We start from the raw sequence: 24,815 nt of genomic DNA on the forward strand, positions 1-24,815 counted from the left end.
AGCGGGTAAACCCTTTCTTCACAACGCGGAATAAGTCCGCTCCGGCTCCCTCCCCACGGTCCCCTCCTTGGAGCTTCCATGCGCTTTTCCCTTTTCAGAGCGGCACTCGTGGCCGTCATGCCCGCGCTCGCCCTCGCGGTCCCCGCCACCGCCGAGGCGGCCGGCCCCGCCTTCCCGGCCCACTACGCGGCGCCGTACCTGCAGATCAGCGACGCCGACGCCGGCCAGATGGCGGCCGACATGAACGCGACCGGCACGAAGTTCTACACGCTGGCGTTCCTGACCCCGCAGTCCGGCTGCACGCCGGTGTGGGAGGCGAACGGCACCGGCGTCGGCTCGTTCAAGTCGCAGATCAGCGCGCTGCAGGCGGCGGGCGGCAACGTGATCCCGTCGTTCGGCGGCGCCGAAGGCGGCGAGCTGGCCCAGACGTGCACGAACACGGCCAGCCTGACCGCGGCGTACGCGAACGTGGTCAACACGTACGGCACACCCCGCCTGGACTTCGACATCGAGGGCGGCGTCCTGAACGACACGGCGTCCAACCAGCGCCGCAACTCGGCACTGGCGGCGCTGCAGCAGCAGAACCCGGCGGTCCAGGTCGACTACACGCTGGCGGTCGACCCGACGGGCATCCCGTCGAACGAGCTCGACCTCCTGCGCGACGCGAAGAGCAAGGGCGTCAAGGTCAGCGTGGTCAACCTGATGGTGATGGACTTCTACGACGGCCAGCCGGTCCTCGGCGACGCCCTGTCGGCGGCCCGGGCATCGGCGTCCCAGCTGTCGAGCCTGTACGGCATTTCGACATCAGCGGCGTACGCGATGATGGGCTTGACGCCGATAGCGGGCCGCAACGACGACGGCGCCCAGTTCAGCCAGTCGGACGCCCAGCAGCTGGAGACGTTCGCGGCTTCGAACGGAGTGGCGGAGCTGTCGTTCTGGGAACTCCAGGACTACGACCGCGCGACGGGCTACGCGTACTCGAGGATCTTCAACGCGATCACGGGCGGAACGCCGCCTGCGTCGGGTGGAACGATCACGGGTTACGGCGGCAAGTGCGTGGACGTGGCCGGTGCTGCCACCGCCAACGGAACTGCAGTGGACCTGTACACGTGCAACGGGACGAGCGCTCAGCAGTGGACATCTTCGGCGGGCACGTTGCGAGCGCTGGGCAAGTGCCTGGACGTGAACGCCGCGGGCACGGCGAACGGAACCCGCGTCCAGCTGTACGACTGCAATGGGACGGGCGCTCAGCAGTGGACGCATTCGGGCAACCAGCTGGTGAACCCGGCCTCGGGCAAGTGCCTGGACGCGACCGGTCCCAGCTCGGCGGATGGAACGCCGTTGCAGATTTGGACGTGTACTGGCGCGGCTAACCAGTCCTGGACGCTGCATTAGAACTCGTCGCGGCGACGGGTCCGGGCCGATCGTGCTCCTCCGCCGGCCGGCTCGGACCCGCCGCTGCGTCAGCGTTCGCCGCTCCACTCACCGGCGAACTCCTCGAGGAACTCTTCCATGTACCGGTGACGGGCTTCGGCGAGTTTCCGGCCGAACTCGGTGTTCATGCGCTCCCGGAGGAGCAGGAGCTTTTCGTGGAAGTGGTTGATGGTCGTGCCCTGTGAGGCGAGGTAGCTCGCGACCGAGTCGTGGGCGACCACCGGTACTTCCGGGTCGTGGATCGGCCGCTGCTTGTAGCCGCCGTAGGCGAAGGTGCGGGCGATCCCGATCGCTCCGATGGCGTCGAGCCGGTCGGCGTCCTGGAGGCAGCGGCCCTCGAGTGACAGCGGCGCCGGCGCGACGCGCGCGCCTTTGAAGGACATGTTCCGGATGATTTCCGCGACGTGGTCCGCGTCTTCCCCGGCGACACCGATTGAGGTGAGGAATTCACTCGCGAAACGCGGACCTGCCTCTTCGCTTCCCGACAGCTTGTAATCTTCGACGTCGTGGAGAAGTGCGGCGAGCTCGACAACAAAAGCGTCAGCGCTCTCTTCTCTGGCGATGCGTACCGCCGTGCTCCGAACGCGATCGGCGTGCCACCAGTCGTGACCGGTGGGCTCATTTCGCAGTTTTTCCCGGACGACCTGCTCGGTTTGCCGGATCAGTTCCTCCGGCACTCTGGGTCTCGCTCTGGTGGCTGCGTCTGAATCGGACATGGGCGGAGTATAGCCAAACTTCCTGATTGTCGGTGCCGGACACGCCGTATTCCCTCAATGGGATTAGCGATTTCCGTCTGGTTCTTGATCGAGGTTCGATCGTGCTTCCCGCACCTTGCGAATCACCAGGTCGGCGAACTCCGAAGCACTGAATTGGGTGGCCGAAGCGTAGCCAATCGTGGGACTCAAGCCCGGAATCTCGACTTTGTCGAGAAGGTAGGGCAGCACGTAACCGCTGGTCTGCTGTTGCATCCGGGCGAGCACGGCGCGCCACTCCCAGTTGCCGGCCCACCGGGACCGGAGGAAAGCGTGCGACACCAGCACGACGGCGAACCTGCTCGCGGAGAAGTACGTGTTCTGCAGGAGGCTGGTGAGGTCCTCGCCGAGGAGGGCGTGCTGGTAGTCGCGGTCGTAGAACACGCGGAGACCGGCGGCCTGGAGGTGGCGGGAAATTGTCTCGGCGGTCCCGCGGTCCGTGCCGGCGAACGAGATCGCGACGTCGTAGGCGTATTTCCCGGACGTCAGTTCCGTGTGCCGTGCCCGGAACTCCGCGGGAGTGTGGCCGTTCAGGCGCAGGTCGTGCGCGAAAGCAATCGTGGCGCGCAGTGCGAGAGCCGACGCCCACGACGTTCCCGCCGCGTTCCGGTTGCTCGCCGGGCCGTGCCAGGCGCTGATGCCGGCGTCGAAGGAATCGATCAGTTCGGCGCCGAGCACCGTGGCGACGGGCCCGAGCGGCGGTGTCCATTTCCGGAGGCAGAGGTAGAGCAGCGGCCGCCAGGTGACGGTGTGCCACACGGGTTGGTCGTGGATCGTGATCTGCTGGTCGTGGAGCCGAATTCCCGCCTGCGCGCTCCAGCACGAGGAAAGCAGTTCAGCTCTTCGGCCGAGCGCGGCAGGGCCCAAGGCCGTCCCGGTCGACGCGGCTGCCCGTTCGAGCGCGAACTGGGCGAGAACGCGCTCCTCGGCGCGCAGGGCAGCCGAGGCGAGCTGCTGATCGAGAAACCTCCCCGCCGCGTGCAGAGCCGGAGTTGCTTCGCCGGTGCGGAAGCCCAGCCGGACGGCCTGCGCCAAGGCGAGAACCGGGTAGAACGTGAAGGTGGGCGATGGTTCCCCGCCGGTGCGCAGTGGCCAGCCACCGCTGCCGTCCTGCAGCGCCGTCAACCTGCCGACCAGGGCGGTGATCTTCGCCGGGATGTCGCTCAGGTGCGGCCGGATCAGGAGCCCGAGCAGAATCTGCGCTTCGGCCCACGTGCTGTCGCCGTTCCTGCGGTTCCCGTCGTGCGGCCGGACCTGGCCCGTGTCGTCGACAAGATCGCCCACGAGCCGGGCGAGCGGGGCGATGAGCTGGTCGCGCACGCAAGGACAGCCGGCGAGGCCGATCAGTACCCCGCCGGCAGAGGCCGACGAGTGCTGATCGCGTCCGAACTCCTGGGCTTCGACACGTCCACCGGGCAGAACGGAACGGGCCAGCTGGGACCGCACGAGATCCTGAACCGAAGAAACGCCGAGCAACTCGGCGGCGAGCGATTCCGTGCGCGAGTGGTCCATCTCCTGCCCCGGCGGAAGTGTGGTTTCTTCGAGGATATCGCCGGAGGCGGCCGCGCACCGGTTCATCGAGGTGGACAGAATCAGGTCATTTGATTGTCGTGGCGACTTTCGTGATCGATTCTCGGAGCCACGCAGCGCGGCGGCGCGGCACAGCCGGCCGAGCCGTCGTGGTGAGCCGGGTGGCGGTCGCCTAGAGTGGGCGGTGCCCCCGTAGCCCAATCGGCAGAGGCAGTCGACTTAAAATCGATTCAGTGCGGGTTCGAGTCCCGTCGGGGGCACCAAACGCGCTGGTCGCGCGGCCGAGCCGGGGGCAAGCTCGCGGTCCTGGGAAAGGACACTCCGTGGTGCGCATCGGAACCACCGGCCACACCAACCTGACCGTGGCCACCGCCCAGCTCGTGGCAGGTGAACTCCACGAGATCCTCGAGGGCAGCGCGAGCGCAAGGTCAAGCCGGACAACGCGGCCGAGTTCGACAGCCTCGTCGCGAACGCGAGCGGCATCCACCCGATGCCGTTCACCAAGTCGAACCGCGACGCCCACATGACCGCCAGTGAACGCGTTCTGTCCATCGTGGACAAGATGGTCGCGGTTTGGGACGGCGGGCCGTCCGGCTCTGAGAGTTTGCTGGTGGATGACAGCTCGAACTCCGCCTCGTGCCGTCGAGGTGTCCGGGATAAAGAACACGACAAGACCGCATCGCGACGGCCACGTAGGTCGTAGGCTGCGAAGATGCACGCCGAGCAGATGGCCGAAGAGTTCCCGGTCGTGGACGTGGACTCCGACGCCCTCGACGCCGCGCGCTCGCTGGCTGGGCGTCGGCTGCCGGGTCTGGTCGTCACGGACAAAGACGGCCGGCCCTTCTCGATCCTGCCTGCCTCGGAGGTCGTCAAGTTTCTTGTGCCGCAGTACGTGCAGGATGACCCGTCGCTCGCCGGGGTGCTGGACGAGTCCATGGCCGATCGGGTCGCCGACAAGCTGAGCGGCAAAACCGTCCGCGACCTGCTGCCCGACGAGCCGCAGGAACTGGCCGCCGTCAACCACGATGACACGATCGTGGAGGTTGCCGCCACGATGGCTCGGCTGCGGTGCCCGCTGGCCGCCGTCCTGCGGGACAACACCCTCGTCGGCGTGATCACCGCGTCCCGGCTGCTCGAACTCGCCCTCACCCCGCGCTGAAGACGAAGTACCGCAACCACAGGTAAGGCGCGGCGACGAGCACCGTGATCAGCGTGACGATCACGCCCTTCTTCGTGAACTCCCAGAACGAGATCGGGCTGCCCGCGCGAGCCGCGATGCCCAGCACGACGACGTTGGCGCTGGCCCCGATCGCCGTCATGTTGCCGCCGAAGTCCGCGCCGAGCGCCAGCGACCACCACAGGGCTTCGGAATGCGTCGGGTCGGGGATGTCCTGCGTGAGCGCCAGGACCAGCGGGCTCATGGTCGCCACGTACGGGATGTTGTCGATGACGCCGGACAGCAGCGTCGAGACGCCGAGGATGAGCATGACGGCGAGCAGGGCGTTGCCGCCCGTGGCGTCGGCCGCGAGCTTCGCGAGGTCGCCGATCACGCCCGTCTTGACCAGGGCGCCGATCATGATGAACAGCCCGGCGAAGAACAGCAGCGTCTCCCATTCGACCGCGGCCAGGTAGTCCTTCGGCTTCGCGCGCGAGACCAGGACCAGGACGCCCGCGCCGAGCAGCGCGACCACCGACGGCTCGATGTGGACCAGCGAGTGCCCGACGAACGCGGTGAACACCGCGGCCAGCACGACGCCGGACGTGAGCAGCAACCGCGGGTCGCGGATGGCTTCGCGCTCGTTGAGCTTCATGATGTCGGCGACGCGGGCCGGGTCGGCGGTGAACGAGTCGCGGAACAGCCGGGGCAGCACGAGGGCGAACACGATGACCTCGAGCAACACGATCGGGCCCATGTTGACCAGGAAGTCGTTGAAGCTCAGCCCGGCGCGGCTGCCGATGATGATGTTCGGCGGGTCGCCGATCAGCGTCCCCGCGCCGCCGATGTTGGACGCGAACACCTCGGCGATGAGGAACGGCGCCGGCTTGACGTCGAGCCGGTCGCAGACCAGCAGCGTCACCGGGGCCATCAGCAGCACGGTGGTCACGTTGTCCAGGAACGCCGACGCGGTGGCGGTGATCAGGACGAGCAGGACCAGCACCCGCAGCGGTGATCCCTTGGCGCGCTTGGCGGCCCAGATGGCGGTGAACTCGAAGACGCCCGTCTTGCGCAGCACCCCGACGATGATCATCATGCCGAGCAGCAGGAAGACGACGTCCCAGTCGACGCCGGTCTCGTGGGAGAAGAACGCGTCCTCCGAGCCGACGACCCCGAAGGCGAGCACGACGCCGGCGCCGGCGAGGGCGGCGACCATCTTGGGGATCTTCTCGGTGGCGATGAAGACGTAGGCAACAACGAACACCACGACCGCGACGACCGTGCTCATGCCGGCACCGTCGGATCCAGCACCAGGTTCTCCCGTCCACGTCGTCTCGACCCGCTCCCCGGCGGGGCGGGTTGTGCCGACCAGACTTCCCGGCGCTCCGCGGGTAAACATGCCTCATCGGCCGCGTCGAGGCAAACCGGCACCCGGCGAACCCCGACCGGAGGCTCGAATGGGATACGCCATCCTGGTAGAAGACCTGCGCATGCGGTACCGCGGCGCGCCGGCGGACGCGGTCGACGGCGTCTCGTTCTCGGTGGCGCCGGGCGAGGTTTTCGGTTCCTCGGGCCGAACGGCGCGGGAAAGTCCACCACGCAACGGATCCTGACCCGGCTGCTGCGCGGCCACCGCGGCCGCGCCGACGTCCTGGGCCGCGCGGTCGAGCGCTGGGGGCCGGACTTCTACGAGCACGTCGGCGTCGGGTTCGAGCTGCCGGCGCACTTCTCGAAGCTGACGGCGCGGGAGAACCTCGCCGCGTTCGCCGGGTTGTTCGCCGGGCCGGTGGACAAGCCCGCGCGCCTGCTCGAACTGGTGGACCTCGCCGACGCCGCGGACCGGCCGGTCGCCGAGTTCTCCAAGGGCATGCAGATGCGGCTCCACCTGGCGCGGGCGCTGGTGAACCGGCCCCGGGTGCTGTTCCTCGACGAGCCCACCTCGGGGCTGGACCCGGTGCACGCCGCCGCGGTGCGCCGGTTGATCCGCGACCAGGCCGCCCAGGGACGGGCGGTGTTCCTGACGACGCACGACATGGCCACCGCCGACCAGGTGTGCGACCGGGTCGCGTTCGTCGCCGACGGCCGCATCGCGGCGATCGACTCGCCGCGAGGATTCCGGCTGGCGCATGGAAAGCCCACCGCGATCGTCGAGTACCGCGACGAGGACGTCGTGCGGCGCAAGGAGTCCCCGCTGGCGGACCTCGGGCGGGACGGGACGTTCGCCGAGCTGCTGCGCGCGGGCTCCGTCGAGACCGTCCACACCCGCGAAGCGTCGCTGGACGAGGTCTTCGCCGCCGTCACCGGCGCGCGGCTGTGACCCGGACGGCCGCCGCGGCGCGGCTGGAGCTGCGGATCGAGCGGCGCTATCGGATCACGCTCGTCGCGGCGGTGACGACGATGTTGTGGACCGGCATGCTGCTGGCGCCGACCTCGATCGTCGCGACGGCCGCGTACCTGATCGCTGCGATCGCCGCCGCGGTGGCCTTGCTCACGGTCCTGGCGGGCGCGCTGCTGCCGCGGCGGACCGTCGGCCGGCTCAGCGGGCAGTGACGGGCGAATCGGCGGACGGCGGGCCCCGGATGCGGGAGGATGGCCGGCATGACCCTGCCTGCTCTCCCCGAAGAGTCCTTCCGGCGCGTGCTCTGCGTGGTCGCGCACCCCGACGACATGGAGTACGGCACGTCCGCGGCCGTCGCCCGGTGGACCGCGCGGGGCGTCGAGGTCGGTTATCTGCTGCTTACCCGCGGCGAAGCCGGCATGCCGAACCCGCCCGAGGAGACGGCTCGCCTGCGGGTCGCCGAGCAGCGGGCCGCCTGCGACGCCGTCGGCGTCGAGCACCTGACCGTCCTCGAGCACCCGGACGGTGTGCTCGTCTACGGCCTCGACCTGCGCCGCGACATCTGCCGGGAGATCCGGCGGTTCCAGCCCGACGTCGTGTTCGGCAGCGCGTTCGACGTCGAGACGCCCTACGGCTTCGACCAGGCCGACCACCGCGCGGCCGGCCTCGCGACGCTCGACGCGATCCGGGACGCGGGCAACCGCTGGGTCTTCCCAGAACAGATCGACGACGAAGGCCTCGAACCGCACTCCGCGCGCTGGTACCTCACGCCGGGCATGACGGACGCGACCCACGGCGTCGACGTCACCGGTGAGCCGCTGCGCCGCGGGGTCGCCTCGCTCGAGGCGCACGCCGCGTACCTGGCCGCGCTCCCGGACCACCCCGCCCCCGCGGACTTCATCCCGCAGTTCACCGCCATGAGCGGCAAGGCCATGGGTGTCGAGCACGCCGTCCTGTTCCGCGCCCACGATCTGCAGGCACCGCCGGAACTCTGAATCCTTTCGCGCCGCCGGCGTCTCTCATGGGGTGACAGCAACGCCGGAGGGAGAAGCAACGTGGGTCGAGGCTGGGCGAGTGAGCAGGTCGTCAAGGCCGCGCAGGACGGCGACCTGGAGTCGCTCACCGCGGTGGTGCGGGACGCGCACCCGCACGTGCGCCGGTTCGCCGAACACCTCTGCGCGTCGCCGCAGGATGCCGAGGACGCGGCACAGGAGGCGCTGATCGTCCTCTATCGCAAGATCGGCACCTTGCGGGCTTCGGCGGCGCTGGCGTCGTGGATGTTCCGGATCGTCCGGAACGAGTGCCTGCGCCGTGTCCGGCGCGCGCTCGACCACGACGGCGCGGCCGGCGTCGACCTCGCGGCGTCGGCCGAAGACGAGGTCCTCAAGCGCCTGGAAGCCGAGCGGGTCGCGGAGCTGATCCGGGCCTTGCCCGAGGTCACGCGCCGCGTGCTGATCATGCGCGACGTGCTGGGTTACCCGGGACGCGCGGTCGCCGACGCGCTCGGCCTGAGCACGCCGGCGATGAAGTCCCACCTGCACCGGGCGCGGACCACGCTCCGGCTGAGCCTGCGCGGCGCTGCTGCCTGATCACCCCGCCAGCCAGAAGGGAAGTTCCACATGTTCGAAACCGGATCGGCCGCGCCCGCGATGGTGCTGGAAGACACCACCGGGCAGGACGTCCGCATCCCCGACCACCAGGGCGCGGTGCTGCTCTACTTCATGCGGTCGACGTCGTGCCCGATCTGCAACCGGCACGTCCAGGACCTCGTCAGCACCGCTGCCGGCGTCCGGGTCCTGATCGCGGTTCCGGAGGACCGGGAGAAGGCGGCCGCGTGGAAGGCGAAGCGCGGGATCCCGTTTCCCGTGCTCACCGGCCGCCGCGACAGCCCGCACGAGATGATCGGGCTGAGCCGGAAGGTCTTCGGTTCGATGCAGCAGTCGGGCAGCGTCCTGATCGACGCCGACGGCGTGATCCGCCACGCGCACGGCGCTACTCTGCCCACGAACAGCTACGACAAGAAGGGCATCATCGCGGCCATCGCCGCGCTCCACGCCCCGGCGTGACTCAGGCTCGCACCGTCACGGGGAACTTCGCCGGCCCGCGGAGGTTGATGCGGCCGTTCCACTCCAGCTCGCCCGCGAAGCCCAGCTTCGGGAACCGCCGTACCAACCGGCTCACCGCGACCTGACCCTCCAACCGCGCCAACGTCGCCCCCAGGCAATGGTGGGGGCCCGCGCCGAACGAAACCTGGTGACGCGCTTCCGGCCGGTCCAGGCGCAGCTCCGAAGCGTCCGGGCCGAAGAACCTCTCGTCGCGGTTCGCCGAGCCCAAGCACGCCAGCACGAACGTGCCCGCCGGGATTTCGCGGCCCGCCACCGTGTGCGGCGCCGTCGTGATCCGGCGGGTCTGCTGGACCGGTGAGTCGTACCGCAGGAACTCCTCCACCGCGTTCGCCGCCAGATCCGGCCGCGAGCGCAGCAACTCCAGCTGGGAAGGGTTGCGAAGCAACGCGTTGACGCCGTTCGCGATCAGGTTGACCGTGGTTTCGTGGCCCGCCACGTACAGCAGCACCACTTGGGCCACCAGCTCGTCGCCGTCGAGGACGTGGCCGTCGTGTTCCGCCGCGATCAGGGCCGTCAGCAGGTCTTCCGCCGGGTGGGCCCGTTTCCAGGCGATCACCTCGCGGGTGATGGCCGTCAGTTCCGCGTCCGCCGCCGCGATCGCGCGGGCCGTTTCCTCGTCGGCGACGATTTCCAGGGAACGGACCAGCGTGCCGCTCAGCTCGCGGATGCGGGAATGGTCCGTCGGGGGCATGCCCAGCATTTCGGAGATCACCGCGAACGGGAGCGGGAACGCCAGCTCCTCGACCAGATCGCACGTCCCCTTTTCGGCCATGCGGTCCAGCGCCGCGTCCACGAGGCCGACGATCTTCGGCTCCAGCGCGGCGATCGCGCGGCGGGTGAACACCTTCGTCACCAGGGAGCGCAGGCGCGTGTGGTCGGGCGGGTCGCGGTCGAGCATCGACCGGTTGAGCGCGCCCGCGTCCTCGTCGGCGGCGAAGAACTCGAACGGGGATTCCGCCAGGTTGGCGATGTCCACGGACAGCCCCGCGCGCAGCAGCGCCGAGACGTCTTCGTAGCGCGAGACGAACCAGAACCCCAGCGGGTGGTCCTGCACCGGGTCTTCGTCGCGCAGCACCTTGTACTGCTCGTAGGGGTTCTCGAAGAACCCGGGCGCGAACGGGTTGAAGAGGAGCTCGTCGGTGTTCGTCATGGCCTACCCCCGTACCTACACCGTGTCGGTGACATACACAGTGTATGTCCTATGCTTTGCGCATGTCGACTGTCAAGAGCCGGCGGGAGCAGTACTCCGAGGCCACCCGGGCCGCCCTGCTGGCCGCGGCCACCCGCCGGTTCGCCGAAAACGGCTTCGCCGGTACGGCGTTGGAAGACATCGCCGCCGACATCCAGGCCACGCGCGGCGCGATCTACCACCACTTCGCCAACAAGACCGCGTTGTTCGAAGCCGTTTTCGAGGAACTCGAGACCGGCGCGATGGAACTGTCCGCGAACGCGGCGGCGCGGGCGGATGACCCGTGGTCGGCGGCGTTCGCGGCCCTCGACGTCTTCCTCGACCGCTGCTGCGACCCCGTGTACGGCAAGCTCGTCTGGCAGGAAGCGCCGCTCGCCCTCGGCTGGGTGCGCTGGCAGGCGGCCGAGGAGCAGTACGCGTACGGGCTCGTCGAGCAGTTGATCAAGGCTCTCGTCGACGGCGGCGACATCGACGACCAGCCGCTCGAGACCACGACCCGGCTGGTGTTCGGCATGCTCGGCACCGCCGGGATGGCGCTGGCGGAAGCGGCGGATTCGGACAAATCGCGGCTTAAATCCGAGTATGCGGCGGTCATCGGGAGGATGGCTTCGGGATTGCGGCCCAGCGTCACGTGAATCGTGGCCTGCGGCTTTCCCTGGCACCGTTTTTTTCGGTTTTCTGACCCATTCGAGATAACAGGGACACCCTGAGTAGCACTTGTGAGGTCCGTGTAGGCTCCGGTCTCGCTTGACCGGGTGATCACTCACTCGAATCGGTAGCCGCCTGCGGGGGTGGATGGCTGCTTACGTCGTGGTTCGGGCTCGGATAGGAGATTTATGCAGGTCAGGTCCACTCTCGTGCGTGGCGGGATCGCGGCTGTCGCCGCGGCCGCCGCCGTCGTGATCAGCTCGCCGGCCGCTCTCGCCGACGACGGTGCCGCACGTGGCCGGGTCGTCGCGGACGACAGCGGCCACGCCAAGGCCACCGTCGGCTACACGCTCAACCTCGGCGGCGAACGCCGCGTCACCGCCGAGCTGTTCGACATGAAGCTGTCCAACGGCAGCACGTTGAAGCTCTACTGCGTGCAGGTCACGGTCAGCCTGCGCACCGACGTCGACATGGTCGAGCGGCCGTGGAGCAAGTACCCCACCAAGCCGAAGACGTCGTTCAACGAGAACAGCGACAAGATCAACTGGGTGCTGCACAACGGTTACCCGGGCACCGGCCTCGACGCGCTGGGCAAGGCGCTGAAGAAGGCCGGCGTCGAGACCCACGACGGGGTTTCCGAACGCGAGGCCATCGCCGCGACGCAGGCCGCCGTGTGGCACTTCAGCGACGGCGTGAACCTGGACGCCACCAAGCCGCTGGCCGACGAGAAGGACGCCGGTGCCAACGCCGACGTCGCCGCGCTCTACGCCTACTTCACCGGTGACCAGAACAAGGGCATCGGCGAGCAGCCGAAGCCGACCCTGAACATCGCCGCGGACAAGACCGAAGGCGCGGCCGGCGGCAAGATCGGCCCGTTCAGCGTTGCCACCAGCGGGGACATCACCTCGCTGACCAGCCAGCTGCCCGAGGGTGTCAAGATCACCGACGCCGACGGCAAGGAGCTGAAGAACTCCGACGTCAAGGACGGCAGCAAGCTGTACGTCGACGTCCCGGCGGGCACCAAGCCGGGCAAGGGCGGCTTCACGCTCAAGGCCACCGGCGAGCTGGACACCGGCCGCCTGTTCGTCGCCGAGAACTACGACAGCACCCCGGCGCAGTCGCTGATCGTCGCCGACTCGGAGAAGACCGAGGTAACCGCGAACGCGGCCGCCAGCTGGACCGAGGCCGGCGCCCCGACCACGGCGCCGAGCACCCCGGCCGGCTCGAACGGCGGTGGCGGCGACCTGGCCAACACCGGTGTCGACGCCGCGGTTCCGTTCGCCGTCGGCGGCCTGCTGCTCGGTGGCGGCGCGCTGATGCTGCTGGTGAACCGCCGGCGCAGCCGCGCGTAAGCAAGCTCGACGAGACGGGGCCGGTCCACTGTGGACCGGCCCCGTTTTCGTGTCCGGATACCGACCATCGGATTGCGATCATCGGGGCAAACCGGGCGAATCGACCGGTAATTGGTCTAGACTTTTCGGCATGCGTGGGACGACCGTTCCGCCCGGGACGCCCTGTCCGCCACCGCGGGCGGGGGAGCTCCCGATGCATCGGCTCGAGGTGCCCGCCCCGCACGCGCCGCCGTTCGCCGCCGGGACGTTCGACGAGATCGGGCCGCTGTCGCGCGCGGAGTTCCCGCACCGGCACACCTTCCACGAGCTCGTCCACGTCACCGGCGGCACCGGCGCGCACGTCGTCGACCTCACGCGCCGCCCGCTGCGGCCGCCGCACCTGGGCGTCATCGCGCCCGGGCAGGTGCACCAGTGGGCCGGCGCGCGCGGCCTGACCGGTCACGTCGTCCTGTTCACCGACGACTTCCTCCTCGACCACCCGGCCGACCGCGACCTGCTGCGGCGGCTGAGCGAACAGCCGTGGCCGCGGCTGGACGAGCACGCCGACGCCGTCGTCACGCGGCTGATCGCCGATCTGGTGGAGGAACACCGCCACGGCGAGGAGTCCGTGCTGCGGGCGCTGCTGCACGTCCTGGTCGCACGCGCCGGACGGCTGCTGGGGACGCCGCCGCCCGCGCCCGCCAAGGCGATCGCCGCGGAGTTCACCCGGCTCGCCGGCCGCCCCGACCTCGGGCTGTGGTCGGTGTCGGCGCACGCCGAACGCATCGGCGTCACCCCGGGACACCTCACCGAGGCCGTGAAGGCCGCGACCGGCCGGACCGCCGCGCAGCTCCTGCGCGAGGCGCGGACCCGGGAGGCGCAACGGTTCCTGCTCCGCACGGACCTCACCGTGCGGCAGGTCGCGAGCCGCGTCGGGTTCGCCGACCCGGCCTACTTCTGCCGTTTCTTCCGCCGCGAAACCGGGCTGAGCCCGGGCGACTTCCGCCGTGACGCGGGAAATCACCACGACTGACCGGTCCAGTCCATCGTCGCGGGCCCGGTGCGCTGCCTACGTTCGAGGGGATCCCCCGACGCCCCCACGAGGAGCAGGCATGGACGAAGACAGCAAGCTCAGCCGCAAGACGGTGCTGCGCGCGGCGCTCGCGGCGGGCGTCGCCGCGCCGGTCGCGCTGATCGGCGGCCCCGCGCTCGCCCGCACCACCGTCGCGGGCGGCCAGGTCCCCGAACTGACGCCGGCGTGCCACGACGGCGACGAGCCGACGATCGAGCAGACCGAAGGCCCGTACTTCAAGCCGAACTCGCCGGAACGGACCGACCTGGTCACGCCCGGCACCCCGGGCACGCGCCTCACCGTGTCGGGCTACGTCTTCGGGCGCGCCTGCCTGCCGGTGAGCCGCGCGCTGCTGGACTTCTGGCAGGCCGACGTCAACGGCGCGTACGACAACACCGGCTACACCTTCCGCGGGCACCAGTACACCGACGCCCAGGGCGCGTTCCGGCTCTCGACGATCGTGCCCGGTCTCTACCCCGGCCGCACCCGGCACATCCACGTCAAGGTCCAGGCGCCCGGCCGGCCGATCCTCACCACCCAGCTGTACTTCCCCAACGAGCCGCGCAACAACACCGACACGATCTTCGACGCGCGGCTGCTGATGACCGTGCGCGACAACGGCTCCGCGAAGGAAGGCGCCTTCGACTTCGTGCTGAACGTCCCGCAGACGCCGACGTCGACGCCGCCGACGTCGAACCCGCCGACCTCGACCCCGCCCGGGGGCACCACCTGGGCGGTGGGCACCGGCTACGCGGCCGGCGCCCGGGTCACCTACGGCGGCCGGGGCTACGTGTGCTTGCAGGGGCACACCGCCCAGCCGGGCTGGGAACCCCCGGCCGTCCCCGCGCTGTGGCGGGCGGAGTGACCCGATGAGCGGGCGGGTCCCGGTCTGCACCCCGGGACCCGCCCGGTTTCCGCACGATTGGCGTCGTGCCGGCCCCGATCGGCCTGCGACATTCGCGGCATGACGGATTCGCGACCGTGGCTGCGGCGCTTCCACCCGGCGTCCCCCGGCGCGCCGCGCCTCGTGCTGTTCCCGCACGCCGGCGGGTCGGCGAGCTGCTTCCACGCGGCGTCGGCGGCACTGGCCCCCGCGGTCGACGTGCTGGCCGTGCAGTACCCGGGCCGGCAGGACCGCCACGCCGAGCCCCTGGTGGACGACCTGCTCGTGCTCGCCGACCGGCTGGCCGGCGTGCTCGCCGCCGAGGTCGCCGGGCCGGTGGTGTTCTTCGGGCACAGCATGGGCGCGAGCCTGGCGTTCGAGGTCGCGCGGCGGCTCGGACCCCGGGTGCGCGGCTTGGTCGTGTCCGCGCGCCGGGCCCCGTCGGCGCCCCGCGCGGCGCGGGTGCACGAGGGGGGAGACGACGCGCTGCTCGCCGACGTCCGGCGGCTGGGCGGCACCGACACGCGGGTGCTCGAGCACCCCCAGCTGGTCCGCATGGTGCTGCCGGTGCTGCGCAACGACTACCGGGCCGCGGAGACGTATCGCTACCTGCCCGGCCCCGACGTGAGCTGCCCGGTTCTCGCGCTCGTCGGCGACCGCGACCCGAAGGTGCCGGAGGCCGAGGCGCGGCGGTGGGCAGCGCACACGACCGGCGAGTTCGAGCTGAAGACGTTCCCGGGCGGGCACTTCTACGTGAACGACCACCGCGCGGCGGTGGGCGAACTGCTCGGCGAGCGGCGCACCCGCTGGACGGGTGAGCCGCTCGCGTCAGGTCAGCAGTAGAGGTTGGCGCCGGGGTCGACGCCGAGGATCGACGTGATCTGGCGGTACTTGTCGACGCGGCTCTGCACCTGGGCGGGGTTGCCGCCGTTGCACTCGATCGAGCCGTTGATGCTGCGGATGGTCTCGCCGAAGCCGCGGCCGTTCACCATGGCGTTGTGCGGGGTCATGGTGCCGGGGCCGGTCTGGGTGTTCCAGTACCAGAGGCCGGTCTTCCAGGCGACGGCCGCGTTCTGCTCGACCTGCCACGGGTTGCCGAGCAGGTCGATGCCCAGTGCGTCACCCGCGGCCTTGTAGTTGAAGTTCCAGCTGAGCTGGATCGGGCCGCGGCCGTAGTAGGCGGCCTGGCCGGCCGGGCAGCCGTAGGACTGGCTCCAGTCGCAGTAGTGCGGGTAGTTGGCCGTGTTCTGCTCGACGATGTAGACGAGGCCGCCGGTTTCGTGGTTGACGTTCGCGAGGAACGCGGCGGCTTCCTGCTTCTTCACGGTGTCGCTGCCGGTGTTCGCGAAGCCGGGGTAAGCCGACAGGGCCGCGGTCAGGCCGCTGTAGGTGTAGAAGGAGTTGCGGCCGGGGAAGATCTGGTTGAACTGCGCTTCGCTGATGACGAACGCGCCGGGGTTGCCCGGGTTGCCGGGGTCCGTGCCGCCGCCGCAGCTGAAGGGCTCCCAGTACCAGGTGCTGATGACGGGGTCGTAGCCCGGGTTGGCGNCTGCCGGTGTTCGCGAAGCCGGGGTAAGCCGACAGGGCCGCGGTCAGGCCGCTGTAGGTGTAGAAGGAGTTGCGGCCGGGGAAGATCTGGTTGAACTGCGCTTCGCTGATGACGAACGCGCCGGGGTTGCCCGGGTTGCCGGGGTCCGTGCCGCCGCCGCAGCTGAAGGGCTCCCAGTACCAGGTGCTGATGACGGGGTCGTAGCCCGGGTTGGCGTTCTTGGCGCGGTAGTAGCCGCCGTTGGTGTAGCGCACGATCGCGCCGACGTCGTACCACTGGCCGGCCACCCAGTTCGGGTAGCTGCAGGTGGTCCCGCCGCCGCCGTCGCAGCTGTAGGGCTCCCAGTACCAGGTGCTGATGACGGGGTCGTAGCCCGGGTTGGCGTTCTTGGCGCGGTAGTAGCCGCCGTTGGTGTAGCGCACGATCGCGCCGACGTCGTACCACTGGCCGGCCACCCAGTTCGGGTAGCTGCAGGTGGTCCCGCCGCCGCCGTCGCAGCTGTAGGGCTCCCAGTACCAGGTGCTGATGACGGGGTCGTAGCCCGGGTTGGCGTTCTTGGCGCGGTAGTAGCCGCCGTTGGTGTAGCGCACGATCGCGCCGACGTCGTACCACTGGCCGGCCACCCAGTTCGGGTAGCTGCAGGTGGTCCCGCCGCCGCCGTCGCAGCTGTAGGGCTCCCAGTACCAGGTGCTGATGACGGGGTCGTAGCCCGGGTTGGCGTTCTTGGCGCGGTAGTAGCCGCCGTTGGTGTAGCGCACGACGGCGCCCACGTCGTACCACTGGCCGGCGACCCAGTTGGGCGCGCTGCAGGCGGCGGCCGCGGCCTGCGGGGCCTGGCCGGTGGCGGCGGGCACGCCGAACACGAGCCCGGCGACGGCGGCGAATGCGGAGAGGATCGCGGCAAGACGTCTTCTCAAGACTGGCTCACTCCTTCGGCCACGACGGAGTCCGGACGCGGGGGCGCCCGGTGTCGGAGGGGGTGTGCTCATCCGGCCGAGACGAGGGTGACACCGGTCACTAGAACAGATTGGTCTAGTCCAGTCAAGGATTCTGGCGGGTCGGGCAACGGGTGTGCGCGAACGACTCCGGAGTTGAACCGCGCGTCGGCCGTGGCTCTCCGTGACGATCGATCGATCGGGGGCGGGCAATCGGCCCAGTCGGTCCTATGTGGACTCGGCGCGCCCGAGGTGGTCGAGCATCGTGCGGACGGCCTCGAACTCCCGGACCTCCTGGCGGCAGTCCTGGCACGCGGCGATGTGCCGCTCCACCCGCGCCGCGTCGGCGGCCTCGAGCAACCCCAGGCTGTACGCCCCGAGGTCGGTCCGGTCGTACCGGGCCATGGATCGCGTCTCCGTTTCCGCGTCCCGCAAGGGAACGCCCGCACTACCGGACGTCTCCAGAGTCCTGGCCCGTACGCCGCACCGGCGACCTTCTCCCGTTTTCCACCCGATCGGCCGACAACTTGCGGCGGCGAACAGCCCATGTGAGTGAAAGCGAGCGGTCACGATACTCACCGGTCCGGACACGGAAAGGATTTCCGCGACCAATTTCCGCGATTCCGCGTCATGGCCCCGGGACGGGCTCGTCGGTTCAGCGTCGGACCGGAATTTTCCGGCTTCGACCTGGGCGAAGGCGATCCGGAACGAGGAGAGCGAGAGCGATGACCGTACGGAGCCACCGGGCGGACGACGTCGTGAACGAGGTCGGGGTGTGGCTGGCCGGGGAGTTCGCGGGGCGGCTTCCCGCCGGGGAGATCGACCGCGTCGTCAAACTGACGCGGCTCGACCTCGAAGGCAGCATCGCGTCGGAGGAGCTGGGGGAGATGCTCCACCGGCTGGGGCGGGCCCGCCTGCAGCGGATCCTGGAACTGGCTCCGGCCACCCGGGTGCGCATCCCCCAAGCGCGCTGAGCGCGCACTTTCACGTGAAAGTGCGGGGTCCTGGTGGGACCTTTCACGTGAAAGTGCGGGGTCAGCGGGAGGCGGCCGCCTTGATGGTGCGCAGGACCGGCGCCGTCTCCAGCGTGTGGACCGCCTCGAGCGCGCCCAGCCTGCGGGTCAGGTAGTGGTGCAGCCCGGCCGCGTCCGGGCAGAGCGCGTGCGCGACCAGGTTGGCCGGCCCGGTCGTCGCCGCGACGAGCGCCAGTTCCGGGTGGCCGGCCAGCTCCCGGGCGACGGCGTCGAGGTGCGCGGGCGCGACCGACATCCAGAGCAGCGCGTGGGTGGTCGCGCCGAGCGCGGCGGTGTCGACCTCCAGGTCGAAGAACACCGTGCCGCCCGCCTGGAGGTCGGCCAGCCGGCGCGCGACGGTCGCCGCGGACCAGCCGGTGGCCGCCGCCAGCTCGGCCAGGCTCGCCCGGCCATCGCGCTGCAGCGCCGCCATCAGCAGGTCGTCGTCCCCGGTCAGCGGCTTGCCCTCGCCCGAGACGACCGGGGTCAGCGCGGCGATCTGCTCGGCGTCGAGGGCGTTCGCGCGCCCGAGCCACGCGGTCGGGCCGCCGAAGTAGCGGTGCAGCAGCTGGTGCGCCGACACCGCCGTGATGCTCGCGGAGCGCGGGACGTCCCGCAGCAGCAGCGGATGGTCGCTCGCCGCCGGGGTGTGCACGTTGACGCAGATTTCCGTGCCGCCCGAGACGAGCTTGACCCACGCCGTGTCGGCGCGCCGCGCGAGGGCGAGCGCGACGTCGCGCGCGGTGTTCGGCGTCGCGGTCAGCCGGACCATCCACTCGGCCTGTCCGGCGCGTTGCGGGTCCGGCAGTCCGACGACGCGAAGCGACGCTTCGGCGCGTAGCCGGCGATAGCGGCGCGCCACTGTCTGCGTCGAGACACCGAGTACTTCGCCGATCTTCGTGAACGGCGCGCGGCCGTCGAGGTGCAACGCGTGGATGAGCGCGCGGTCGACGTCGTCCAGTGCCGTGGTCATATCCCTCATCAAAGCGCAACGCGTGGAAGAAATCAGCAAGATCACCCCAGGAAGTGGAAGCTCGGACGATGAAGTAGCCATGGTCGGTGATGACCGAAAGGGGGCACCTCTTGCCGACCACGACCCGCTACCGGCACCGCTGGGCCGCACTGGCCGTGCTGCTCACGGCCGAAGCCATGAACCTGCTCGACGCGACGATCGTCCAGGTCGCCGGCCCGGTGATCCACGCCGAGCTGCCCGGCCCGGCCGCCGAAATCCCGTGGTTCTCCGCGGCCTACACGCTGCCGTTCGCGGTCCTGCTGATCACCGGCGGCCGCCTCGGGGACGTGTTCGGCCGCGCCCGGGTGTTCAAGGCCGGCGTGACGGGGTTCGTGCTCGCGTCGCTCGCCTGCGCGGCCGCGCCGGACGCCGGTCTCCTCATCGGTGCCAGAGCGGTGCAGGGAGCGGCGGCGGCGCTGGTCATCCCGCAGACCATCGGGCTCATCCGCGCGCTGTTCGAGGGCGACGAGCGCGCGAAGGCACTCGGCACGATCGGCCCGGTGATGGGCCTGTCCGCGGTCACCGGCCCGCTGCTCGGGGGACTCTTGACGCACGCCGTCTCGTGGCGCGCGGCGTTCCTGGTGAACGTCCCGCTCGGCCTGGCGGTCCTGCTCGCCGCGCGGTTCCTGCGCGAGGACAAGGCCGCGACGCGCCCGAAGCTCGACCTCGCCGGCACGCTGCTCGTCGTCATCGGGACCGGACTCGTCGTCTATCCGCTGATCAGCCCGGCCGGGACGAACTGGTGGCTGCTCGCCGCCGGTGCCGTGGTGCTCGGCGCGTTCGCGGCGCACCAGCGCCGCACGTCCGCGCCGCTGGTCGAGCCGAGCCTGTTCGCCAACCGCGGGTTCCCGTCGGCGCTCGCCGGGTCGCTGCTGTTCTTCGCGGTGATGACCGGGCTGATGCAGGTCGTCCCCATGCAGCTGCAGCTCGGCGAAGGAGCCGACGTCCGACCGCGGGTCTGACGCTCTTGCCGCTTTCGGCCGGGCTCGCGGTGGCGTCGTGGTTCGCGGGCAGCCGGCTGGTGCCGAAGTTCGGCGCGCGCGTGATGTTCGCCGGACTGGCCCTGCTGCTGACCGGGATCCTCGGCGTCGCGGGGGGCGTTCCCGGCGCGCTCGCGGTGTGCGGTCTCGGCATGGGGACGTTCACGGTCCCGTTCTTCACCGCCGCGCTGAACCACGTCCGGCCGCACGAGACGGGCTCGGCCGCCGGGCTGCTCAACGCCGTGCAGCAGCTGGGCGGGACACTCGGCGTCGCGCTGCTCGGCGGGCTCTACCTCAGCAGCGGCAGCGCGGCCACGGCGTTCGGCGTCGCCGCCGGACTGACCGTGGCCGCCGCCATCGCTGTCATCCCCCTCAGTAGTCGTCGCGGCCGGTGAACTGCTGCTCCAGCAGCTCCGCCGCGCCCGCCACCAGCTCCAGGGGGTCGATGAACTCGTTGATGTCGAGGTTGATCAGCGGCAGCGAGTGGCGCAGCACGAGGTGGTCGCCCATCACCGCGAGCCCGCCCACGACGGTCGAGTTGCCGACCTCGGTCAGCACGTCGAGGAGGTCGACTTCGTCGTGGCGGGCGAACGGCGTCGCGATCTGGACCCAGTCCTCGCGCTGGTCGAGGATCTCGCGGGCGATCACCATGATCTGGGCGCGCTGCTCGGTGTCGGGCTCGTCGCCGAAGATCAGCCGGATGCGGATCTCGTCGGGAACGTCGCGCACCACCCGGTACTCCTGCCTGATGTACGCGACCAGGTCGCCCCACTCGGCCATCAGGCGGCCCCGATCCGGTCGAGGTCGGCCAGGACGTCCGCCGGCAGTTCGAGCGAAGCCGCGGCGAGGTTCTCGCGCAGGTGCTCCAGCGACGACGTCCCGGGGATGAGCAGCATCGACGGCGATCGCTGCAGCAGCCACGCGAGCGCGACCTGCATCGGCGTCGCGCCGACACGGGCGGCGCAGTCGTCGAGGATCCCGGACTGCAGCGGGCTGAAGCCGCCGAGCGGGAAGTACGGCACGAAGGCAATACCCTCCGCGGCGCACTTGTCGACGAGGTCGTCGTTCTCGCGGTGCGCCAGGTTGTACTGGTTCTGCACGCAGACGACGGGCGCGATCGCCTGCGCTTCGTCGAGTTGCTCCGCGGTGACGTGGCTGACGCCGAGGTGCTTGATCAGCCCTTGCCGCCGCAGGTCGGCGAGCACGCCGAACGGCTCGGCGAGCGACATCGGCACGGGGTAGTCGCCGGCCGCGTTGCTCAACCGCAGGTTCACCACGTCGATGGCGTCGACGCCGAGGTTCCGGAGGTTGTCGTGCACGGCCCGGGTCAGCTCGTCAGCGGACAACGCGGGCGGCCATGCCTTGTCCGGCGTCCGCCGCGCGCCGACCTTCGTCACGATCGTCAGCGACTCCGGATACGGGTGGAGGGCTTCCTTGATCACCGCGTTCACGGTGTGCGGCCCGTAGTAGTCGCTGGTGTCGATGTGGGTGACGCCGCTTTCGACGGCCTCGCGCAGCACGGCGACCGCGGTGTCGTGGTCACGCGGCGGACCCCAGACACCGGGGCCCGCCAGCTGCATGGCCCCGTACCCCATCCGGGTCACGGGGACCTCCCCGCCGAGGCTGAAAGTGCCGCCCAGGTTTGCCATTCCGCTCCTCAGGTAGGTGGCGTTCCGCCGAGGAGTCTAGGGAGGATCAGCCGCACGCGCCCTTGCTTCGCAGCACCCGCGTCACCGACTCCTGCACGCGCTCTTTCGGCAGCTCTCCGGTTTGCGCGGCCTTGACCAGCCGGTCCAGCACCTCGTTCACCCGGCCGCCGGACGACCACAGGGCCTCGTCCGCGCCGGCCTGCAGCGCCTTCAGCACGGCGTCCGGCAGCGAGTACTGGGCCGTGATCGCCTTCATCGCGCCGAGGTCGTCGGTCAGGACCAGACCGGTGAAGCCGAACTCGGTGCGCAGCAGCCGGTACGCCGCCGGCGAGATCGACGCCGGGACACCGCCGGTTAGGTCGGGCACGTCGAGGTGGCCGACCATGACCGCGACCGGCCCGTAGTCCGCGATGCGCTGGTACGGCACCAGGTCCACCGCCCGCAGCTGCGCGAGCGGCGGGGTCACGACCGTGCCCTTGTGCGAGTCGCCCGAACCGTGGCCGTGGCCGGGGAAGTGCTTGAGCACCGGCTGGACGCCGCCGTCGCGCAGGCCCGCCGCGAACGCCGCGGCGTACGTCTTCACGCGGTTCGGGTCGGGGCTGAAGGAGCGGTCGCCGATGACGTCGTCGTCCGGGGCGTCGGTGACGTCGGTGTCCGGCGCGAAGTCGACCGTCACGCCGCGGGCACGCAGCCGGCGGCCGCGGTCGGCGGCGAGCGCGCGGACCTCGGCCGGCGACTTCGTTGCGGCGAGCTGCCGGGCGGACGGGATGTCGCCGTCGAGGTCGTCGATGCGCTGGACGCGGCCGCCCTCTTCGTCGACCGACACCGCCACCGGCAGCTGGGCCGCGGCCTGGACGGCGTCCAGGGAACGATCTTTCAACAACGCTGTTGCGTTACCGCCGACGAAGATCCCGCCGACCTGGTTGTCGCGCACCAGCGACACCGTGGCGCCCGGGTTGTCGCCGGACACCCCGACGACGACCAGCTGCGCCACCTGACGGCGCAGGTCCAGGCTGTTCACCAGCGACGCGCAGTCACCGGGCCGGGTCAGGCTCGACGTCGGCGCCGGGGCGGCGGTCCGTGAAGACGGTGAAGACGGCGGTGGCGGAACCGGCGACCGCGGGATCGCCAACCCGGCCACGGTCTCCGATCCGCACCCGGTGACCAGGGAACACAAGGACAACGCCACCCCCACGGCGGCCAGACTTCGGCGGTTCATCGGTCCCTTCAGACGTCTGCGTGCCCCACGACCGTAGTCGACGCCCCGGCTTCACGATGTGAAGAAGGGGGTGAGGAAGGTTAGAGAATTCGTGAAGGCGGCCTCAGCAGACTGGCGCCGCAAGGACACGGACAGTGGGGAGGGGTTCGATGGACCAGGTGCGGGTGGCGGCGTGGGCGTCGGATCCGATCGCGCTCACGGGGCTGATCAACCACCTGAAGTCGCGGCCGGAGCTGCTGGTCGTGCCGCGGGCTCGGCGCGGCGAGGCGGCCGTGCTGGTGTTCGCCGTCGGGCAGGTCGACCGCGAGGTGATCGCCGCGCTGCGGGCCGCCTCCGCCGAGTCGCCCGCCGCGATCGTGCTGGTCGCCGGCCACGTCGACCCCGGGCACCTGAGCCTGCTCGCGGACTGCCACGTCTCCGCCGTGCTGCCGCGGACCGCGCTCGACCGGCTCACCGCGAGCGTGCTCGCCGCGGCGCGGGGCCGCACGACGCCGTTGCGCGACCAGGTCGAGGCCCTCGCCAACGAAGGTTCCGGGGCGGCGCTGACGCCGCGCGAGGTGGATGTGCTTCGCCTGATGGCCGAAGGCTGGGACACTGCGGAGATCGCGGGCAAGCTCTGCTACTCCGAGCGGACCGTGAAGAACGTCATCTACGCCATGACCAACCGGCTCAACCTGCGCAACCGGCCGCACGCGGTCGCCTACGCCGTGCGGGCCGGTGTGATCTGAGGAAGGCCGTTGCGCACGATCGTCCGCCGGACCGCCGTCGCGGTCGCCGCGTTGATCCCGCTCGCCGCCTGCAGCCCGAGTGACGCCGGCGGCCCGACGAAGCTCACCATCGCCACCTTCGGCGAATTCGGCTACGCGCCCCTGATCGCCGAGTACCAGAAGCTGCACCCGGACATCACGGTGCAGAACCGCGTCACCGACTTCGACACCCACCACAAGGGCCTCGCGACGCAGCTCGCCACCGGCCGTGGCGCGGCCGACGTCGTCGCGATCGAAGAGCAGTACATCCCGCAGTACCGCAAGGCGAAGGACAAGTTCGCCGACCTCGCCTCCTTCGGCGCGCGGGAGCTGGAAAAGCAGTGGGCGCCGTGGAAGTGGGCGCAGGGCACCGACGGCGCGTTCGTCCTCGGCCTCGGCACCGACATGGGCAGCCTCGCCCTCTGCTACCGGCGGGACCTCTTCCAGGCCGCCGGCCTGCCGACCGACCGCGACGAGGTCGCGAAGCTGATGCCGGACTGGGACGCCTACGCGGCCGCCGCCCAGCGGTTCACCGAGAAGACGCCGGGTGTCAAGTTCGCCGACTCCGCCGGGACCGTCTACACGGCGATGCTCAACCAGTCGCCGGAGAACTACTTCTCCGCGGCCGACGACTCCTTCATCGGCGACCGCAACCCCAGTGTGCGCACCGCCTTCTACCTCTCCGGCGGCATCGCCGCGAAGGGGCAGACGGCGGCCGCGACGACGTTCACGCAGGCGTGGAACGTCGCGATCAAGCAGGGTTCCTTCGCGACCGTCGCCTGCCCGGCGTGGATGCTCAGCCAGATCAAGGAAGCCGGCGGCGACGCGGGCAAGGGCAAGTGGGACGTCACGACCGTGCCGGGCAAGAGCGGCAACCAGGGCGGCTCGTTCCTCACCGTGCCGAAGCAGAGCGCGCACCCGAAGGAGGCGTACGAGCTCGCGAAGTGGCTGACCGCGCCCGAGCAGCAGAAGAAGCTCTTCCTCGCCGAGGGGATCCTGCCGAGCGAGCCGTCGGTGTACACGGACCCGCAGGTCGTCGCGCACACCGATCCGTACTTCGGGGACGCGCCGATCGGGCGCATCTTCGCCGCGTCGGCCGACCAGCTGCGGCCCAACTACCGCGGCCTGCGCGACGCCGACGTCCGGCCCGAGTTCGGCCGCGCGCTCGGGCGGATCGAGGACAAGACCGACGGCGTCGACCAAGCCTGGGCGGAAGCCGTCCAGCAAGCACAAGCCGCCCTGAAGTAGCGCGC

26 protein-coding genes, 1 tRNA gene and 1 pseudogene are annotated in these 24,815 nt (G+C 70.5%); 18 read left to right on the forward strand and 10 right to left on the reverse strand.

What is annotated here, in order from left to right; all coding sequences use genetic code 11:
- The first annotated feature begins 78 nt into the window (after positions 1-78).
- Entirely contained in the window at positions 79-1,395 is a 1,317-nt protein-coding gene (locus tag ABFJ78_RS08895; RefSeq protein WP_436385313.1) for a ricin-type beta-trefoil lectin domain protein, read from the forward strand.
- Between the two features lie 68 nt (positions 1,396-1,463).
- Here the strand turns inward: ABFJ78_RS08895 and ABFJ78_RS08900 are convergent, their stop codons facing one another.
- Complete coding sequence (locus tag ABFJ78_RS08900) at positions 1,464-2,111, reverse strand: HD domain-containing protein (protein ID WP_436385314.1); 648 nt, start codon at positions 2,109-2,111, stop codon at positions 1,464-1,466.
- A gap of 102 nt (positions 2,112-2,213) precedes the next feature.
- Complete coding sequence (locus ABFJ78_RS08905; protein ID WP_436385315.1) at positions 2,214-3,917, reverse strand: TIR domain-containing protein; 1,704 nt, start codon at positions 3,915-3,917, stop codon at positions 2,214-2,216.
- On the opposite strand from ABFJ78_RS08905, the gene ABFJ78_RS08910 reads away from it, so the two are divergent.
- A tRNA-Leu gene (locus ABFJ78_RS08910) sits at positions 3,903-3,979 on the forward strand. The two genes, ABFJ78_RS08905 and ABFJ78_RS08910, sit on opposite strands and share 15 nt — an antisense overlap.
- 449 nt (positions 3,980-4,428) lie before the next feature.
- On the forward strand, positions 4,429-4,875 hold the full coding sequence (locus ABFJ78_RS08915) for a CBS domain-containing protein (RefSeq protein WP_436385316.1): 447 nt from the start codon (positions 4,429-4,431) through the stop codon (positions 4,873-4,875).
- On the opposite strand, the gene ABFJ78_RS08920 is transcribed toward ABFJ78_RS08915, so the two are convergent.
- Positions 4,862-6,160 (reverse strand): SLC13 family permease, encoded by a 1,299-nt coding sequence (locus tag ABFJ78_RS08920; protein WP_436385317.1) that lies wholly within the window; start codon positions 6,158-6,160, stop codon positions 4,862-4,864. The two genes, ABFJ78_RS08915 and ABFJ78_RS08920, sit on opposite strands and share 14 nt — an antisense overlap.
- A gap of 330 nt (positions 6,161-6,490) precedes the next feature.
- Between ABFJ78_RS08920 and ABFJ78_RS08925 the strand changes: the two genes are divergently transcribed.
- Genes ABFJ78_RS08925 through ABFJ78_RS08945 form a run of 5 tightly spaced genes read left to right on the forward strand, consistent with a single transcriptional unit; the run spans position 6,491 to position 9,276 of the window.
- The gene (locus tag ABFJ78_RS08925; RefSeq protein WP_436385428.1) at positions 6,491-7,189 is read left to right on the forward strand and encodes an ABC transporter ATP-binding protein; all 699 of its coding nucleotides are present in this window, start codon (positions 6,491-6,493) and stop codon (positions 7,187-7,189) included.
- Positions 7,186-7,422, forward strand: coding sequence for a hypothetical protein (locus ABFJ78_RS08930; protein WP_436385318.1), 237 nt, complete (start codon positions 7,186-7,188; stop codon positions 7,420-7,422). The genes ABFJ78_RS08925 and ABFJ78_RS08930 overlap by 4 nt, the downstream gene beginning before the upstream one ends.
- Positions 7,423-7,461: 39 nt before the next feature.
- Positions 7,462-8,205: a PIG-L deacetylase family protein gene (locus ABFJ78_RS08935; RefSeq protein ID WP_436385319.1), complete on the forward strand. Its 744-nt coding sequence runs from the start codon at positions 7,462-7,464 to the stop codon at positions 8,203-8,205.
- A 60-nt stretch (positions 8,206-8,265) separates the two neighbouring features.
- Positions 8,266-8,799, forward strand: a complete 534-nt coding sequence (locus ABFJ78_RS08940) for an RNA polymerase sigma factor (protein ID WP_436385320.1) — start codon at positions 8,266-8,268, stop codon at positions 8,797-8,799.
- 30 nt (positions 8,800-8,829) lie between these two features.
- On the forward strand, positions 8,830-9,276 hold the full coding sequence (locus tag ABFJ78_RS08945; RefSeq protein WP_436385321.1) for a peroxiredoxin family protein: 447 nt from the start codon (positions 8,830-8,832) through the stop codon (positions 9,274-9,276).
- Position 9,277: 1 nt separating this feature from the next.
- Here ABFJ78_RS08945 and ABFJ78_RS08950 read toward each other — a convergent pair whose 3' ends face one another.
- Positions 9,278-10,486: a cytochrome P450 gene (locus ABFJ78_RS08950; protein ID WP_436385322.1), complete on the reverse strand. Its 1,209-nt coding sequence runs from the start codon at positions 10,484-10,486 to the stop codon at positions 9,278-9,280.
- A 62-nt stretch (positions 10,487-10,548) separates the two neighbouring features.
- Between ABFJ78_RS08950 and ABFJ78_RS08955 the strand changes: the two genes are divergently transcribed.
- The 5 genes from ABFJ78_RS08955 to ABFJ78_RS08975 all read left to right on the forward strand — a co-directional run bounded on the left by ABFJ78_RS08955 (position 10,549) and on the right by ABFJ78_RS08975 (position 15,302).
- Entirely contained in the window at positions 10,549-11,160 is a 612-nt protein-coding gene (locus ABFJ78_RS08955) for a TetR/AcrR family transcriptional regulator (RefSeq protein WP_436385323.1), read from the forward strand.
- Between the two features lie 201 nt (positions 11,161-11,361).
- Complete coding sequence (locus ABFJ78_RS08960) at positions 11,362-12,525, forward strand: thioester domain-containing protein (RefSeq protein WP_436385324.1); 1,164 nt, start codon at positions 11,362-11,364, stop codon at positions 12,523-12,525.
- Between the two features lie 193 nt (positions 12,526-12,718).
- A complete protein-coding gene (locus ABFJ78_RS08965; protein ID WP_436385325.1) occupies positions 12,719-13,537 on the forward strand; it encodes an AraC family transcriptional regulator in 819 nt (272 codons plus the stop codon).
- A 79-nt stretch (positions 13,538-13,616) separates the two neighbouring features.
- Entirely contained in the window at positions 13,617-14,441 is an 825-nt protein-coding gene (locus tag ABFJ78_RS08970) for a carbohydrate-binding protein (RefSeq protein WP_436385326.1), read from the forward strand.
- A gap of 99 nt (positions 14,442-14,540) precedes the next feature.
- Positions 14,541-15,302 (forward strand): thioesterase II family protein, encoded by a 762-nt coding sequence (locus tag ABFJ78_RS08975; RefSeq protein ID WP_436385327.1) that lies wholly within the window; start codon positions 14,541-14,543, stop codon positions 15,300-15,302.
- On the opposite strand, the pseudogene ABFJ78_RS08980 reads toward ABFJ78_RS08975, so the two are convergent.
- Together ABFJ78_RS08980 and ABFJ78_RS08985 are read right to left on the reverse strand one after the other, a co-directional pair.
- Positions 15,293-16,006, reverse strand: a pseudogene (locus ABFJ78_RS08980) (chitinase); the annotation flags it as partial. The gene ABFJ78_RS08975 and the pseudogene ABFJ78_RS08980 sit on opposite strands and share 10 nt — an antisense overlap.
- A gap of 1,165 nt (positions 16,007-17,171) precedes the next feature.
- The gene (locus tag ABFJ78_RS08985) at positions 17,172-17,348 is read right to left on the reverse strand and encodes a zf-HC2 domain-containing protein (RefSeq protein WP_436385328.1); all 177 of its coding nucleotides are present in this window, start codon (positions 17,346-17,348) and stop codon (positions 17,172-17,174) included.
- Positions 17,349-17,668: 320 nt separating this feature from the next.
- On the opposite strand from ABFJ78_RS08985, the gene ABFJ78_RS08990 reads away from it, so the two are divergent.
- Entirely contained in the window at positions 17,669-17,917 is a 249-nt protein-coding gene (locus ABFJ78_RS08990; RefSeq protein WP_436385329.1) for a hypothetical protein, read from the forward strand.
- Between the two features lie 61 nt (positions 17,918-17,978).
- On the opposite strand, the gene ABFJ78_RS08995 is transcribed toward ABFJ78_RS08990, so the two are convergent.
- Positions 17,979-18,929, reverse strand: a complete 951-nt coding sequence (locus ABFJ78_RS08995; protein ID WP_436385330.1) for an Lrp/AsnC family transcriptional regulator — start codon at positions 18,927-18,929, stop codon at positions 17,979-17,981.
- Positions 18,930-19,039: 110 nt separating this feature from the next.
- On the opposite strand from ABFJ78_RS08995, the gene ABFJ78_RS09000 reads away from it, so the two are divergent.
- Both ABFJ78_RS09000 and ABFJ78_RS09005 read left to right on the forward strand, forming a co-directional pair.
- Positions 19,040-19,930, forward strand: a complete 891-nt coding sequence (locus ABFJ78_RS09000) for an MFS transporter (protein WP_436385331.1) — start codon at positions 19,040-19,042, stop codon at positions 19,928-19,930.
- Between the two features lie 5 nt (positions 19,931-19,935).
- The gene (locus tag ABFJ78_RS09005) at positions 19,936-20,343 is read left to right on the forward strand and encodes a hypothetical protein (RefSeq protein ID WP_436385332.1); all 408 of its coding nucleotides are present in this window, start codon (positions 19,936-19,938) and stop codon (positions 20,341-20,343) included.
- Here the strand turns inward: ABFJ78_RS09005 and ABFJ78_RS09010 are convergent.
- The 3 genes from ABFJ78_RS09010 to ABFJ78_RS09020 are packed head-to-tail and all read right to left on the reverse strand — an operon-like array spanning position 20,321 to position 22,816.
- Positions 20,321-20,728: a hypothetical protein gene (locus tag ABFJ78_RS09010; RefSeq protein ID WP_372663421.1), complete on the reverse strand. Its 408-nt coding sequence runs from the start codon at positions 20,726-20,728 to the stop codon at positions 20,321-20,323. The genes ABFJ78_RS09005 and ABFJ78_RS09010 overlap by 23 nt on opposite strands.
- On the reverse strand, positions 20,728-21,597 hold the full coding sequence (locus ABFJ78_RS09015) for an oxidoreductase (protein ID WP_436385333.1): 870 nt from the start codon (positions 21,595-21,597) through the stop codon (positions 20,728-20,730). The genes ABFJ78_RS09010 and ABFJ78_RS09015 overlap by 1 nt, the downstream gene beginning before the upstream one ends.
- A gap of 46 nt (positions 21,598-21,643) precedes the next feature.
- Complete coding sequence (locus ABFJ78_RS09020) at positions 21,644-22,816, reverse strand: glycoside hydrolase family 3 N-terminal domain-containing protein (RefSeq protein WP_436385334.1); 1,173 nt, start codon at positions 22,814-22,816, stop codon at positions 21,644-21,646.
- Positions 22,817-22,965: 149 nt separating this feature from the next.
- Here ABFJ78_RS09020 and ABFJ78_RS09025 point away from each other — a divergent pair, with 149 nt between their 5' ends.
- Both ABFJ78_RS09025 and ABFJ78_RS09030 read left to right on the forward strand, forming a co-directional pair.
- Positions 22,966-23,544 (forward strand): LuxR C-terminal-related transcriptional regulator, encoded by a 579-nt coding sequence (locus ABFJ78_RS09025; RefSeq protein ID WP_436385335.1) that lies wholly within the window; start codon positions 22,966-22,968, stop codon positions 23,542-23,544.
- A gap of 9 nt (positions 23,545-23,553) precedes the next feature.
- Entirely contained in the window at positions 23,554-24,810 is a 1,257-nt protein-coding gene (locus ABFJ78_RS09030; RefSeq protein WP_436385336.1) for an ABC transporter substrate-binding protein, read from the forward strand.
- Positions 24,811-24,815: the final 5 nt, after the last annotated feature.

Origin of the sequence: Amycolatopsis sp. MEPSY49 (genome assembly GCF_051337345.1) — a bacterium.
In the GTDB taxonomy this organism is placed as follows: Bacteria; Actinomycetota; Actinomycetes; order Mycobacteriales; family Pseudonocardiaceae; genus Amycolatopsis.